Source organism: Bacillus sp. M6-12 (assembly GCF_002860285.1).
GTDB lineage: Bacteria > Bacillota > Bacilli > Bacillales > DSM-1321 > Peribacillus.
This window is the reverse complement of the sequence record NZ_PGVF01000008.1, coordinates 96,716-109,782: the sequence shown is the minus strand read 5'-3', so window position 1 is coordinate 109,782 and position 13,067 is coordinate 96,716. Positions and strand designations below refer to the sequence as shown.

General features: G+C 35.1%; 14 protein-coding genes and 1 pseudogene. 12 read left to right on the top strand and 3 right to left on the bottom strand.

Annotated elements, in window-relative coordinates; all coding sequences use genetic code 11:
* Nucleotides 1-43: 43 nt before the first annotated feature.
* On the bottom strand, nucleotides 44-643 hold the full coding sequence (locus CVD28_RS11520; RefSeq protein ID WP_101592526.1) for a restriction endonuclease: 600 nt from the start codon (nucleotides 641-643) through the stop codon (nucleotides 44-46).
* Nucleotides 644-1,166: 523 nt separating this feature from the next.
* On the opposite strand from CVD28_RS11520, the gene CVD28_RS11515 reads away from it, so the two are divergent.
* The 9 genes and pseudogenes from CVD28_RS11515 to CVD28_RS11470 form a co-directional block, all read left to right on the top strand.
* Entirely contained in the window at nucleotides 1,167-1,673 is a 507-nt protein-coding gene (locus CVD28_RS11515; protein WP_101592525.1) for a DUF1648 domain-containing protein, read from the top strand.
* A 283-nt stretch (nucleotides 1,674-1,956) separates the two neighbouring features.
* The gene (locus CVD28_RS11510) at nucleotides 1,957-2,157 is read left to right on the top strand and encodes a hypothetical protein (protein WP_101592524.1); all 201 of its coding nucleotides are present in this window, start codon (nucleotides 1,957-1,959) and stop codon (nucleotides 2,155-2,157) included.
* Nucleotides 2,158-2,369: 212 nt separating this feature from the next.
* Nucleotides 2,370-2,630: a hypothetical protein gene (locus CVD28_RS11505; protein ID WP_101592523.1), complete on the top strand. Its 261-nt coding sequence runs from the start codon at nucleotides 2,370-2,372 to the stop codon at nucleotides 2,628-2,630.
* Between the two features lie 510 nt (nucleotides 2,631-3,140).
* On the top strand, nucleotides 3,141-3,578 hold the full coding sequence (locus CVD28_RS11495; protein ID WP_101592521.1) for an NUDIX hydrolase: 438 nt from the start codon (nucleotides 3,141-3,143) through the stop codon (nucleotides 3,576-3,578).
* 28 nt (nucleotides 3,579-3,606) lie between these two features.
* Entirely contained in the window at nucleotides 3,607-4,146 is a 540-nt protein-coding gene (locus CVD28_RS11490; RefSeq protein ID WP_101592520.1) for a histidine phosphatase family protein, read from the top strand.
* A gap of 489 nt (nucleotides 4,147-4,635) precedes the next feature.
* Nucleotides 4,636-4,887 carry a hypothetical protein gene (locus CVD28_RS11485; RefSeq protein ID WP_101592519.1) on the top strand — a complete coding sequence of 84 codons (252 nt, stop codon included), beginning with the start codon at nucleotides 4,636-4,638 and terminating at the stop codon, nucleotides 4,885-4,887.
* 75 nt (nucleotides 4,888-4,962) lie between these two features.
* A complete protein-coding gene (locus tag CVD28_RS11480) occupies nucleotides 4,963-6,006 on the top strand; it encodes a nucleoid-associated protein (protein ID WP_180954125.1) in 1,044 nt (347 codons plus the stop codon).
* Nucleotides 6,007-6,018: 12 nt separating this feature from the next.
* The gene (locus CVD28_RS11475; RefSeq protein WP_101592517.1) at nucleotides 6,019-7,524 is read left to right on the top strand and encodes a hypothetical protein; all 1,506 of its coding nucleotides are present in this window, start codon (nucleotides 6,019-6,021) and stop codon (nucleotides 7,522-7,524) included.
* 160 nt (nucleotides 7,525-7,684) lie between these two features.
* Nucleotides 7,685-8,317 (top strand): annotated as a pseudogene (locus CVD28_RS11470) (SpoVR family protein); the annotation flags it as partial.
* Nucleotides 8,318-8,527: 210 nt separating this feature from the next.
* Here CVD28_RS11470 and CVD28_RS11465 read toward each other — a convergent pair.
* On the bottom strand, nucleotides 8,528-9,730 hold the full coding sequence (locus CVD28_RS11465; RefSeq protein ID WP_101592516.1) for an MFS transporter: 1,203 nt from the start codon (nucleotides 9,728-9,730) through the stop codon (nucleotides 8,528-8,530).
* A gap of 130 nt (nucleotides 9,731-9,860) precedes the next feature.
* Here CVD28_RS11465 and CVD28_RS28055 point away from each other — a divergent pair, with 130 nt between their 5' ends.
* The 3 genes from CVD28_RS28055 to CVD28_RS11455 all read left to right on the top strand — a co-directional run bounded on the left by CVD28_RS28055 (nucleotide 9,861) and on the right by CVD28_RS11455 (nucleotide 12,441).
* A complete protein-coding gene (locus CVD28_RS28055) occupies nucleotides 9,861-10,037 on the top strand; it encodes a hypothetical protein (protein ID WP_180954124.1) in 177 nt (58 codons plus the stop codon).
* A gap of 303 nt (nucleotides 10,038-10,340) precedes the next feature.
* On the top strand, nucleotides 10,341-11,027 hold the full coding sequence (locus CVD28_RS11460; RefSeq protein ID WP_101592515.1) for a response regulator transcription factor: 687 nt from the start codon (nucleotides 10,341-10,343) through the stop codon (nucleotides 11,025-11,027).
* Nucleotides 11,017-12,441, top strand: a complete 1,425-nt coding sequence (locus tag CVD28_RS11455; protein ID WP_257985840.1) for a HAMP domain-containing sensor histidine kinase — start codon at nucleotides 11,017-11,019, stop codon at nucleotides 12,439-12,441. The genes CVD28_RS11460 and CVD28_RS11455 overlap by 11 nt, the downstream gene beginning before the upstream one ends.
* Nucleotides 12,442-12,567: 126 nt before the next feature.
* On the opposite strand, the gene spx is transcribed toward CVD28_RS11455, so the two are convergent.
* Complete coding sequence (gene spx, locus CVD28_RS11450; protein WP_101592513.1) at nucleotides 12,568-12,963, bottom strand: transcriptional regulator Spx; 396 nt, start codon at nucleotides 12,961-12,963, stop codon at nucleotides 12,568-12,570.
* Between the last annotated feature and the right edge of the window lie 104 nt (nucleotides 12,964-13,067).

Below are 13,067 nucleotides of genomic sequence, written 5' to 3'. Positions count from 1 at the left end.
TAGTTTTGGTAAATTTAATGGGAATAGTTATCTTAAAAAAGGGTTATATATATTCTGGTGACAAGTTTTTAATTTCTTGTTCGACATTGACTAATCCATTTAGCCATAGGTCAACAAGCTTTACACCATTAATTAATTCTATGTTCAATCCTTCAGCATACTCTCTCGCTGCTGGTGTGAAGGAACCAGTTGTAATTACATATCCACCTTTGGCACCTTTTTTTATCATATTAGAATGAATCAATGCTATTGGATCGAACGGTAAATCTCCTTGATAACATTTTACTTGCCCTAAGAATAAACCTTCATTGGTTGTATGCTCAAAATCAACGCCAAAGTCTCCTGAGGCTGGCAACACCCAAGTTGATCCACCTTTGGCTTTTTGAATTACTTCTGCAACAAAGGATTCGAACATAAATGGATCTTGTTTAATATAAGTGGATGAATAGTTAGGTGGACTATCCGCGTTTTCTTTTTTAAACCTCATATATAATCCCATAGCCAATGTTCTTTTCATTTCCTCACTTGTATCGATATGTTGTGCTAATAAGGATGTGTGGAAGTTATTTTTTCGTTTAGTTAAGGTAAAGTGCACAAATGAGCCTGCTAAAAGTAAAGCCAATAAAATTTCAAAAATTAACATAATTTAGCCTCCTTATTTATCTTTATTGGCGAATTCAACAACAAATATACGCTGATAAGCAAGGAGCTTTGTATGAAATCGGTCCCTGTATGAATGTATTTTCAGTTGTAAGGAGCAAAAGGATCAATGCTTTTGAATACGAAGGAAGAAATCAAGGAAGCGTTTCGGGATTTTCAGCGGGGATTATTTGAATCGCCTGCTGTAAAAAAATAAACTAAAAGAAAAAAGAACAAACAAGCCAGATGGAGAATGACCATCTGGTTTGTTTGCGCAGTTTGTGAATGATTGCTTAAACATAGCGGTTCGTTGAACCAGCAGGATTAACCGCCTTTTTTGTTGAATTCTTTATTAAACAAACGGGGCAGGTTAGTGAAAAAACGAAAAACGTGAAACCGTTTTATTCTTTTAATCGTATGAAGAATATAAGTTGTTTTATAAAAGTTGTGTTTGTTGATGTAAGGACAATAGAAAAATACATTTTGGGAAGTTTGTTCGTTAGGGGAAAAGCAAGGAGTTGAAGGGAATGTCAAATTCTTGGAAAAGACCTAAAATTAAAATATTAAAAACTAAGAGTGAGTGGATCTGGGATATCATCGGGTATACATTTTATTTAGGCTCGATAATCTTTTTAATCTACAATTGGAATGGGCTTCCTGACGAAGTACCAGCACATTACAATGCGTTAGGTGAAGTAGATCGCTGGGGTTCAAAGATGGAACTTTTTATATTACCCATAGTAGGTGCATTTATTGCATTATTAATGCAATTGTTTGAAAAAATCCCAGAATCACACAATTACTCAGAGCGATTAAGTAAAGAGAATGCTAAAGAGTTCTACTTAATAAGCCGAAAGCTGGTAAATCAATTAAAAAATATTTGTCTAATCATCTTTGCTTTAATCTTAATTGAATCAGTTTCAATTGCATTAGGTATAGGGAACGGATTTGGAGTATGGTTTCTACCAATGGTAATATTAAGTGCCCTAATCCCGATTGTATTAGGAATAATTAAACAAAAGAAGATTAGATAAATAAAACATTAGTGTAAGACAACTCTTTTTAACATTGTTATGAACAATTACACTTAAAGTAAAGCGTGCGTTGATCGAGGAGGATTAACGCTTTTTTTGTTGAATTCCTTATTAAACAAACGGGGCAGGTTAGTTGAATAAAAGGTAAAAGTAAAATAAAGTAAAACGTGTTAAAATTAAGAAAAGGGGTTGGTTTAAAATAGAAGTTATCTTCCTTTTAATAATCGTACTTGCCTTATGTCTAACAAACCTTATTGCTTTCAAAATTTCTGGAAACAATAAAATGAAAAGAATTTGGGCTGGAGTAATTATCTTACTTTTAACGCCTTTAGTCTTCTTTTTAACAGGTATAAGTGTAAGTCCTTTTGACCCAGGTGGATTTGGAACTGGAATGTTAATGGTAGCATATAGTTTTTTATTCGCTGTAAATGGCATTATCATCATAATAATTGGTATATTTACAAAAAAGTCTCTAAACGGCTAATTAGGGAAAATAATACGATATTTTTGTAAAAATTGTTAATGAAAAAGTGCACTTAAACTAAGGGTGCGTTGAACCTGGAAGGATTAACGGCTTTTTTTGAATTCCTCTTATTAAGCTAAAGGGCAGATTAGTTGAAGAACAAATGCATTAATAAAAGGTAAATAAAGGGATTTTTGTGATATATTTAATATTAGATAGAAAGGTGGATGTCATTGAAAAAATTAAGTGTACTGTCAGTTGGAATATTTTTAATTTCAATTATAATCTTCGGGATATGGTTTTTTGATGAAAGTGCATTTTCTAATCCAGTAATAATTTTCTTTTCCGTTATTCTGCCTGTAATTGGATTAACAGCAGCATTTTTAAGTAAAAAAGGAGCCTTAAAAATAGTAGGGTTTGTTGGTAACTTAGTCGTTCTTTCGTTTTCAGTTATACTTCCAGCTGCCTCTACATTATTTTGGAATCAGCCTTAGAGTAATACTGTTTCTACCTGAGCCACCAACAAGGTGGCTTTTTCTTATTTGACTAAAGGGGCAGGTTAACTGAATAAGCAGAATATCAAAAGTGATACAATTTAAATATACTTAACCTGTCTTGATATTCCTTTCAAAGGATGATGTCATTATGCAAGATTTTCTCTCTAGCTTTCTCCTTATTTGTAGTTGGCTAATTTTTGCTTATACTGCATATCTATTTTTTTGGGCAATATTAATGCCTTTATGGGCTTTTATTCCTTTCTGTATAGTGTTAAGTGTAGGCTTGATATGTCTTTATTGTTCTAAAAAACTTGATAGTAGAAGGAAAAATGATTGATTCTCAAATCTAAGTATAAAATTGCTTTACTATAAGATTAGGGCTGTGTTGGGGGCATTTTCTTATTGTGCTAATGGGCAGGTTAGTTCTCTCAAGAATACTAACTAGGAGAAAAATTATTATACTCTAAAGAAGTATAAATATTTAATTTATTATGGGGGTACTTAAAAATGTTTATCGTAAATGTTGAAGGTGCTATAAGGAAATATGATAAGTGGCTCATAATTGAAAGAAGCAAAAAAGAGGAACATGCTGGTGGTTTACTTTCTCTTGTTGGAGGCAAGGTGGATATAGAAGGAAATTCATCAGATATATTAGAAAGAACAGTAAAACGTGAAATTTTAGAAGAAGTCGGTGTGAAAGTAAAAGACAAGGTAAACTATGTACACAGTACATCTTTCGTAACAGATACAGGTGAAAATGTGGTGGATATTGTTTTTCTATGCGAACCTGAATCAGGTGATGCATTTCCTAAAAGTCCTGATGAGGTAGAAGAGGTATTATGGTTAACTACTGAAGAAGTATTAAGCCACCCCAAAGCACCTATTTATTTAAAGGAAAGTATTAAACATGCCGAAGCGTTACTTCCAATTCATTCGTCATATTAACTTTATACATAATATTGGAGTGGTTTATATGAAGAAAATTTATGTTATTAGGCATTGTGAGGCAGATGGACAGCCACCTGAAGCACAACTTACGGATAGAGGTCTTAAACAAGCGTTAGATTTATGTGAGTTTTTTGCCAATATTTCAATAGAACGAATTATTGCAAGTCCATATAAACGTGCAATTGAATCTATTCAACCACTTGCAAAGAGGTTAAATGTTGAGGTAGAGATTGAAAGTAAATTGACAGAACGTGTACTAAGCACCAAAAATTTTTCTGATTGGTCCGAAAAACTAAGAACAACATTTGATGATATGGAACTGAAATTTGAAGGTGGAGAGTCCAGTTTAGATGCAATGAATCGAATAGTTGAAGTTGTTGAAAATGTTTTTAACAGTAATAATAAAAATACTATTATTGTTACACATGGAAATTTAATGTCCCTACTTTTAAAGCATTTTAACCAAAAATTTGGTTTTAATGATTGGAAAAATCTTAGTAATCCAGACGTTTACCTTTTAAAAAATGAAAATAATAAAGTAACTTCTGAACGGTTATGGAAATAAAGAATAGATAAGAGAAAGGCAGATTGTGAATTATTGTACTTAAACTAAAGGGTGCTTTAGTTTAAGTGTAATGCGTTTGATTTTATTTTCAAATTGCCAATACAAAACTCGGTAATTAGGTGTATATATCAACAATTTCTCGGCAATTGGGGGTTAACCCCGATCGCGTCTCGCCCCTAATAACCGAAATTGGTATAACTGAATTCTTTGAAAACCCACATAATTCAAGTGATTAACTTCGTTATGTCCTTCATGGGATATCATATATGTTTTACATGGTATACCCGTCTCGGTGATTGGGGGGATACAAAATTTATTACTCGGTTATTAGGATAAGAGGTTGGTAAATAATTATCGTTGCACAGCCTGGGCACCCTTCCTTAATGTGTTAGTAATGAATTATTTTCTTTTGAGGTGTTAATGATATAAATATTATGGAGTTACATATATTTGGTACATGTGGAAAAGTTCTATAAGGGAGGAACTTAAGTGGAACAAACAAAAACTTACAAGGTACGATTAGTGATTTCAGGTGATATTAACCTTGATGCCTTAACCAAATCTTTAATTGAAGAGGAATATGGAAGACAAATGAGTAATCAAGAGGCAGCAGAATCGTTATTTTTTGCCTTTGTTAATCCAAAAATAACATCAGTTGATCCAAGTGAAATTCAAGGTGGATGGGATAATGTATGTGACTTCGCTGGTAAGATTGGAAAAATGAGTGTTGAAGAATACTAAATAGGGGCTTCCCCCTTTTTTTTATGGAGAAATATCTGTAATATGGAACTATATGGATATAAAAGGGGCGTTGAGATGGCAACCATACACATAAAAAAAGTTATAGCTCATCATTTGGATTTGAATTTATCCGAGCCAACATGTGTTGACAGTCTTGTAGATTTATCAAAACCCGAATTGACCTTGCTTGTAAATTTTTTTGAAAAGCACATTAAAAACGCTTTAAACGAATCTCGAATAAAGCCTTGTATTTTTGAAGAAAAAACTGGAGATGTTTATACCCATTCATTAAAGTTGTATAAACAAATGACTGATGAGAATTTTATAAATAGCAGTCAAATTCTTACTAAAAGACTCCATGGTTTCATGAAGACTACAAGTAGTAAAAGTTCAGGTGCGCTTATATTTATTCTTTACCAATTGGATTCAAAATATTCGTTAGCCATTATGAAAATGGACCCTAATGAAGGTGTTGAATTTGACCCGATAAATGTAACTTTTACAGTTCGCAAAAATATGCTCCCCGATACAAGGGAAAAGTTACATAAGTCAGCATTTATCTTATTGGACGATTTAGAAAACGTTGATGATGATATTCATTTGTATGTATTAGATAAACAGCAAAAAGCAGATACTGTTTCAAAATTCTTCTTACAAAATTTCCTGCAAGCGAAAGAGAAACTTAATCATGAAAAAATTGCCTCTTTATTTGAGGAAACCGTTTTGGATTATGCCAGTGAACATTTAAATCCTTTTGTTGTTAAGCGGAAATTGGACAAGGTACTAATAGAAGGGGCACAAATTAATGTAGATACAGCATTAGAGGATCTATTTAGAGAGTTTGAACCTGGGGAAGAAAATAGGAAACAGATGATTGAAAGTGTAAAAGATAAAATGAGAAAAATAAGACCCGACTCCTTTTTTGAATTTAAAATTCAAAACAGGGATGATGCCAATCTTGTTTTAACAAGTAAAGATAGCAATATAAGCGTTAGATTTCCTGAATCTCTATTCGAAAAATCAATTTTTGTAGAAATAAGTGATGAAGACAGTGAAGAGAAATATACCATTATAAAAATTGAAGGTGAACGGTTAAAGATTAAAACTAAATTGAAATGATGGGATATATTTATGAGAAGCTATCTTCCAACCTTTTTAGAGTTCTATAAGCAATTAATTTCTGACAAACAAATCTTAAACTGGACAGAAGATTTTTTAACACTCAGTTTTTCCTTCTCAGAAAAATTTGCTTTTTTCCAAAGTCTTGAAAATGTTAATCCGCTTTTTACTGAGGAACTCAAGGGAGATCGGATAAGTTTCAATTTTATCTATGGAGAAGACAGTTTTTATGATCAAGATTATTTTAAATTCAGGAAGTTCATTGAGTCTGAGCAAGAAATAAAATTAATAATCAGAATCAACAAGAAAAAGAGTTTTGATTTAAATTCTAATGAAATTCTGTTCTTTAAGGTTGAGGCTTTTAAAAAGAAGTTTAACTTCTTAGATTCCGATATGTTGAAGTTTTTTAATACCTATACAAAATCAGATTTTATTAACATTTACCTTCCGATAATTCGGGAAGAAAAAAATTCCTATTTAAAAATATTACCTTTGGAGGAGTTTGAATCAGAAAGTGTTTCTGAGATTTCCCATGAAGACTTAGAAAAACTAAATTTAAGTTCAACAATTAGAGAAGAATACACTAAAGTACCTAACCAATTTCCAATTCCTGAAATATTTAAGTTGGGTGGCGCAATTGAGGAAAGTATTAAAGATACTTTTAGTTTAAATTTGTACTATCTTGTGTTATATCATATAGCCAATAAATTTAATGTAAACACATTTTTATTTCGAGGGCAGAAGAATTTAGAAATAAGCTGGTCTTATGATTTTTCTCCCCAAAATGTAGAATCACTTTGGAAAATTTATGACTTTGTTTATAAAATTGAAAAATTTGTTCAGGATAAATTAGAAATTTCGAGGAACATTTTTACTATTTATCAGCATAATGAAGGAAGTATTGATTCTTTAGATAAACAAGTGCCAGTTATATTTGAAACAATTGAACAGCATTTTAATATTTATATATCAAATCAGGTTAAAGAGTTTTTCTCCAATAAAAAAGATGCTATTGATGAAGCCCAAAAATATGCTGTTAGCGCAAGGGAAGCAGCTGATAAGGTAGTTACAAATATTAATTCATCAATGATTGCTATAATCACAGTTATTCTTACCACAGTTGTTTTTTTAGCAAAAGGAGATTACATATTCTTCAGCATTGCTTTAATCCTCCATATTATTTACCTTGTTATTTCTTATTTATTTAATAGTAACTTTGCCAAGACTAAAAAGTCAGTTCTGTTTTCTCAATATCAAAAGAGTAGTGAGCAGATACCTATCGTGTCAAAAGAGGAGCGGGAAAAGATAAATACAGATTTTTTATCTCCTGCTCTTAAGGAAATCGATGATAACCTTAAGGTTTATAAAAGTTTAACGATTGGATTAGTTATTTTTTCAGCCGTTTTATTAATTTTAATAATTGTGTTACACAATAAGTTTGAACCAAAAAAAACAGATGAAAGTCCGAAGATATACATCATACATGCGCAAGACAATTCTCATAATGTTTTTTTATGAAGATAAAGGGTGGAAGATTTTGAGCCTTTATCTTTTATTATTTGTAAATAACTGATTAGGAATGGGCTAATTAATCAAAGCATATTGAATATCAAATAAGCCAACTGTCACTAAGGATTACAACTTTAGATGGTTCTTACTTTAAGCACCTTAGGGGTACGAAGGCTGGGCATCATTTTGGCACCAGCGGATACTAAGGGAAATGGATTTAACCTCAAGTGAGTCAATTGAATTTGCAAAACTGAACGCTGGGGTAGTCCAGCCGTCCAAAACCAGCATTAATCCTTATTACCTCGGGTTAAAGGTTTTCGAGGACATCGAAGAACGGTACAATAATCCGACTGAGGAAATGAAGCTGCGAGGTATCCAGCCAGGTTCCGGGCGGGATAAGATGTTTGAAGTCCGGGAAATTGAGTCAGACATCTCCTTTCTGCGCAACTATTTAACAAAGGACCTTGTAATGAGAGAGGATATGTACCTCTTCCAGAAGCAAGGCAAGGAGTATAAAGTGGTAGATAAACAGTGGGAACATGTCCGGGATCAGCTTGTCAGCATGCGGGTAAACGGCGGATTTCCGTATATTACAGTTATTGACGGTGACTATTTAAAAAATGGGGAACTTTACCTTAAGCACTGGTATGAGGATATAGAGCTTGATGTTAAATATCTTGAAAGGGTTATGCCATATATCTATCAGCTATGGGGCAGGGCCATCCATATGGAAACAGTGAGTGATTCAAAAAATATTATGTTTTCTTATGATGGCAAAGGAATTCATAAAAAATATATCTAAGAAAAAGGCTGATGCTAAAAAATAAATTAGTATCAGCTTTTTTCTATGTGGCGATAAACCCTTAATTAACCGAAAAATGTCCATCGATTTAGCGGAATAAAGTTAAATGCAAAATATAGGGCACTCTCTTAGGCATTTTCAAAAGAGATTTCTTAGTTTTGCAAGTTAATCTTTGGTTTTGGAAAGTAAATCGATTATGTTCCGTCCATGTCAGTGCATTGTTTTATATTGTTTTTCATCCATTCTAATTCTGCTATAAATGAGCGAGTAACTCATATTTATTAGCACAATGATTAGAAAAACAACACCTGTCCAATGAAAATGTGTCCAGAAGAAACCCCCGAACAGACCTACTAGGCTTGATCCTAAATAATAAAAGAGCAAATAAAGAGAAGATGCTTGAGCCTTATTAATTTTTGCATCCTTACTCACCCAGGAACTAACAATTGAGTGGGCAGCAAAAAAACCGAATGTGAAAATGGCCAAAAATATAATCTTTAAGATTAAATTAGGTACGAGTGTCCCTATGGCCCCTGCTAACATTAATCCCAGAGACAGTTTTAAAATGAGCTGCCTTCCATATTGATCAGCCTTGTTTCCCATAAATATGGAACTATAGGTTCCAGCCAAATAAACAATAAAAAGAAATCCAATAAGTGTATGGCTTAAATTATAAGGAGGTTCCATTAACATAAAGCCGATGTAATTGTACACAATGATAAAACTTCCCATTAATAAAAATGGAAATACAATAAGCTTCATTAATTTCTTATCAGTAAGGTGAGTTCTATAGCCTGCTATAATAGGTTTCCACTGAAATACCTTTTGGGTAAAGTGCTTTTCTCCAGGAAGTATCATCCAAAAAACTGTGCTGAGAATCAGTGCCAGGCTTCCTGTAATTCCAAGGGCAATTCGCCAGTTGAATAAATCTGTGAAAATGCCTGTAAGGATCCTGCCAGACATCCCCCCAATAGTTGTTCCGCTTATATATAGCCCCATAATTTTTCCGAGCCCTCTTGGATCGAACTCTTCTGCGATATAAGTCATAGCTATTGCCGGTACGCCCGCAATAAATAGTCCCAACACTCCCCTAAGGAGGGCAAGAGAAAAAAAGTTCGGCGTAAGGGCACATAATAACCCAATTAGTGATGTTGAAAATAAGGAAAGCACCATAATCCGTTTCCTGCCAATTGTATCGGAAAAAGCAGCCGCCACCAGCAAGGCTAAAGCTAGGGTCCCCGTAGTTAACGATAATGTTAAACTCGAATAAGAAGCCGACACATGAAACTCTTTGGAAATTATCGGCAATAGAGGCTGGGTCGTATAAAGGGTGGAAAAGGTCACGAAGCCTCCAATAAATAAAGATAGGCTTGCTAGTTTATATTCTTTTGTTCCTTTTTCAATGTACGTCATGCTGAAAAATCCCCATTCATCCTGTCTTTCTCTTATTTTACCATTTAAATAATTTAAAGATAGAAAAGCTTGATTTGGGGTAAAAAGCTATACGGAGGGGAAAATAATCTAATAAAGGAGGATGGAGTGTATGAATGAAAAAGAACAGTTAACAAGCAACCAGGATGACTTAGGCATAAACGCAAATGACAAGGGGCAAGCAGCTAAAAACTATGATGGACATGAACAGAATTTAGTTTGCAGTGATGAGCTGTTTTATAATGACCTAAGGGCCATTGTAGATGATACGGTTCGTGAAGATGATTGAGATCTTGTTTACTTATTAATGTTTAGCTGGTTCCCGCCCTTTTTACTCTTAAAACCGGACAGATCACCCTCAATGCCGATTAAATGGCCATCCATAGATTAAAAAAATTAAAGCTAAGGCCCGTAGTACTATTATGAAGTGTTACGGGTTATCTAAATCAAGTATTTAAGGCCACAAGTGTAATTCCCCTTTTTATATCCCCGATTATAATTTGAACATACTCCTGACATATTCCCATGATAAAATATACCCATTAAGCTGTGCTGAAAACTCTTATAATACTCCCACAAGGAGGAAATTTTTTTGAGAACTATTTTGGTCGTTGAAGATGAAGCGCCGATCTCAATGGTGCTTAAAGCATATTTACAGCGTGAAGGCTTTAAGGTTATTCAGGTTTTTGACGGCGGTGAGGCGATAGTTGCATTTGAGGAGCATCTCCCTGATTTGGTCCTGCTTGATGTGATGCTTCCCAATAAGGATGGCTGGGAGATTTTAAAGGAAATCAGGCAAAAGGCAGCGTGTCCGGTAATTATGCTTACGGCCCTGGGAGATGTGAATTACAGGCTTGAGGGCTTACATTCCGGTGCGGACGATTATATAGCGAAGCCTTTCGTAGCCGAAGAAGTAGTTGCCCGCATTCAGGCCGTACTGCGCCGGTCTCCGCGAATCTTGGATGAAGAAAACATAAAACAGTATGGGGCGCTGAGGATTTCCCTGGACTCTTATACGGTTCAATTAAATGGCGAGGAAATAAATCTCACTCCCCGTGACTTGTCGCTGCTTATTTTTCTGGCGAAGAATCCCAACAGAATTTTCACGCGGGAGCAGCTGATTGATCAAGTGTGGGGCATGGATTATGATGGCAGCGATCGGGCCGTCGACCTCGCAATCAAAAGGATTAGGAAAACTCTGTCTGATTGGCCCTCCAGTGAAGGAGAAATAAAGACTCTTAGAGGATTGGGGTATCAGCTTTGTGTCTATGAAAACTGAAAAACGAACAACATTGCTGCGCTATTGGACAACAAGGTATGTTATTACTTTTTTTGTAGGACTCCTTTTCTTATCTGCCTTATCTATGTGGTATATGCAAGAAAAAGAAATGGAAAACCGTCTGAATCTGCAGAAATACTTAGCCGATGAAACGGCAGACCGGGTTGTTGATGAAAAAGGGAACATTGTGATTGGTGATGTCTTATCGCAAATATTGGATGAACGTGAAGAATTACTTCAAACAAATGAAGAACCAATGATATATATAACAACTGTTGATGGGGAAATAATTTTTACAAAACCTAAGCTTTACCTGAAAAAAGGTGATTCACTGCCCAAGCCTATTTTAAATAGCAGGGAAATTATTCAGCGAGTAACTTTATCAGATGGAAATCGGGTATATGTAGTAAAATCACCGATTGAATCTGCCGGCCGTCATGGGGGCTGGGTATTCATTGTTCAAGAAGAACAGGCCCTTAAAGAAGTTAAACAAGACCATGAGCTGCTGGGAATTATGATGTTTGGTTTGGGAATCTTAGGCTGGGCAGTTATTTATGCACTATCCTTTAGAATTTCCAAACCGATCCAGCATGTCGCTCAAGCTGCAGTTCAAATCCGTGAAGGAAATTACGATATCTCTTTAAATGAAGATGCGAGGGAACAGGAAATTTATGAATTGATGAGCTCCTTTAAAGAAATGACCAACCGGCTGACCCAGCTTGAAAAGCTGCGGGCACAGCTGTTTGCTGGTGTTACTCATGATTTGAAAACCCCTGTTGCTTCCATTAGCGGCCTTATCCAGGCAGTGAGGGATGATGTGGTAACCGGTGAAGAAAGCAAGGAATTTCTAGATATCACTTTAAAAGAGATAAAACGGCTGCAAACAATGATTGAAGATCTGCTCGATTATAATGCTTTGTCAGCAGGAGCATTTACTATCAAGCTTGAGAAAAAAGACCTTAACCCATTAGTTGCCGAAATTTCTCAACAATGGAGGCTCACACAGGAGGAACAAAATTTCTCACTGCAGCTGATTTACGCGGAAAATGAATTGTTTAGCATGGTAGATTCTTATCGGTTACAGGAAATTATCATAAACCTTTTAAATAATGCAAGACAATCCTTGCCTTCAGCAAATGGCAGCATTGTGATTGTCCTTTACAGGGGAGAGGAAAGCCAGAATTTCATTGAGATATGCGATAATGGAAAAGGAATCCCGGAACAGGAACAAAGCTTTGTATTTGAGCCCTTTTACAGGGGAGAAAAGAAAAAGCTAAAGGTGCGCGGGCTTGGCCTGGGACTTCCTTTCAGCAGGCTGCTGGCAAAAGCCCAGAAAGGTGATATTAGCCTGAAGCAGAGTACAGAAAAAGGAACTATTTTTACTATAAGCCTGCCCTCCGCTGGCCATAAATAATAAACAAAAAGGGAATGCCGCAAGCAAAGCGGCATTCCCTTTTATATAAGTTGTAAAAGATAGGTACAGCGGGATTCAATCCGGCCAATTGCCGGATAAGGGGGAGGGAATACCGCCGTTCCTGCCTCAGGTAATCGCTGCGATTGCATTCCACAGTCTGATGCTTCGAACCTGCCGGGGCAAAAAGCAGCCCAGCTCTTCTTCATTATAGCCTGCATGTATATTTTTATTATCAAAAATAATCGGCCTGCGTAAAAGATCCGGATTATCACGGATCAGTTCACACAGTTCATTCAAAGGGGTAGTATTTAAATTGATTTTAAGATTCTTGAATTTCTTCGAGCGTGTGGAAATAATTTCATCTGTTCCGCCTTCTGTCATCTTCAAAAGATCTTTTACTTCTTCTACTGTTAGAGGCTGGGCATAGAGGTTTCGTTCTTTGAATGGGATATTGTTCCTGTTTAACCAGGACTTTGCTTTTCTGGATGCCAGGCTGCTCGGTGTAGTATACAGGTTTACCATTTAAGAATCACTCCCTTATCTATTTTCATAACTTGTTTTATTAGTTTATAAGCTTACTTTAAACTTCAATTGTGTCAGTTAAATGTCAAGATAAAAATAATCAT

What these genes read in the sequence shown, in the direction of transcription:
- CVD28_RS11475 (WP_101592517.1), top strand. Translation starts at nt 6,019, where the DNA reads ATGAGAAGCTATCTTCCAACCTTTTTAGAGTTCTATAAGCAATTAATT.
- CVD28_RS11520 (WP_101592526.1), bottom strand. Translation starts at nt 643, where the DNA reads ATGTTAATTTTTGAAATTTTATTGGCTTTACTTTTAGCAGGCTCATTT.
- CVD28_RS11490 (WP_101592520.1), top strand. Translation starts at nt 3,607, where the DNA reads ATGAAGAAAATTTATGTTATTAGGCATTGTGAGGCAGATGGACAGCCA.
- CVD28_RS28055 (WP_180954124.1), top strand. Translation starts at nt 9,861, where the DNA reads ATGAATGAAAAAGAACAGTTAACAAGCAACCAGGATGACTTAGGCATA.
- CVD28_RS11480 (WP_180954125.1), top strand. Translation starts at nt 4,963, where the DNA reads ATGGCAACCATACACATAAAAAAAGTTATAGCTCATCATTTGGATTTG.
- CVD28_RS11465 (WP_101592516.1), bottom strand. Translation starts at nt 9,730, where the DNA reads ATGACGTACATTGAAAAAGGAACAAAAGAATATAAACTAGCAAGCCTA.
- CVD28_RS11455 (WP_257985840.1), top strand. Translation starts at nt 11,017, where the DNA reads ATGAAAACTGAAAAACGAACAACATTGCTGCGCTATTGGACAACAAGG.
- CVD28_RS11515 (WP_101592525.1), top strand. Translation starts at nt 1,167, where the DNA reads ATGTCAAATTCTTGGAAAAGACCTAAAATTAAAATATTAAAAACTAAG.
- CVD28_RS11495 (WP_101592521.1), top strand. Translation starts at nt 3,141, where the DNA reads ATGTTTATCGTAAATGTTGAAGGTGCTATAAGGAAATATGATAAGTGG.
- CVD28_RS11510 (WP_101592524.1), top strand. Translation starts at nt 1,957, where the DNA reads ATGAAAAGAATTTGGGCTGGAGTAATTATCTTACTTTTAACGCCTTTA.
- spx (WP_101592513.1), bottom strand. Translation starts at nt 12,963, where the DNA reads ATGGTAAACCTGTATACTACACCGAGCAGCCTGGCATCCAGAAAAGCA.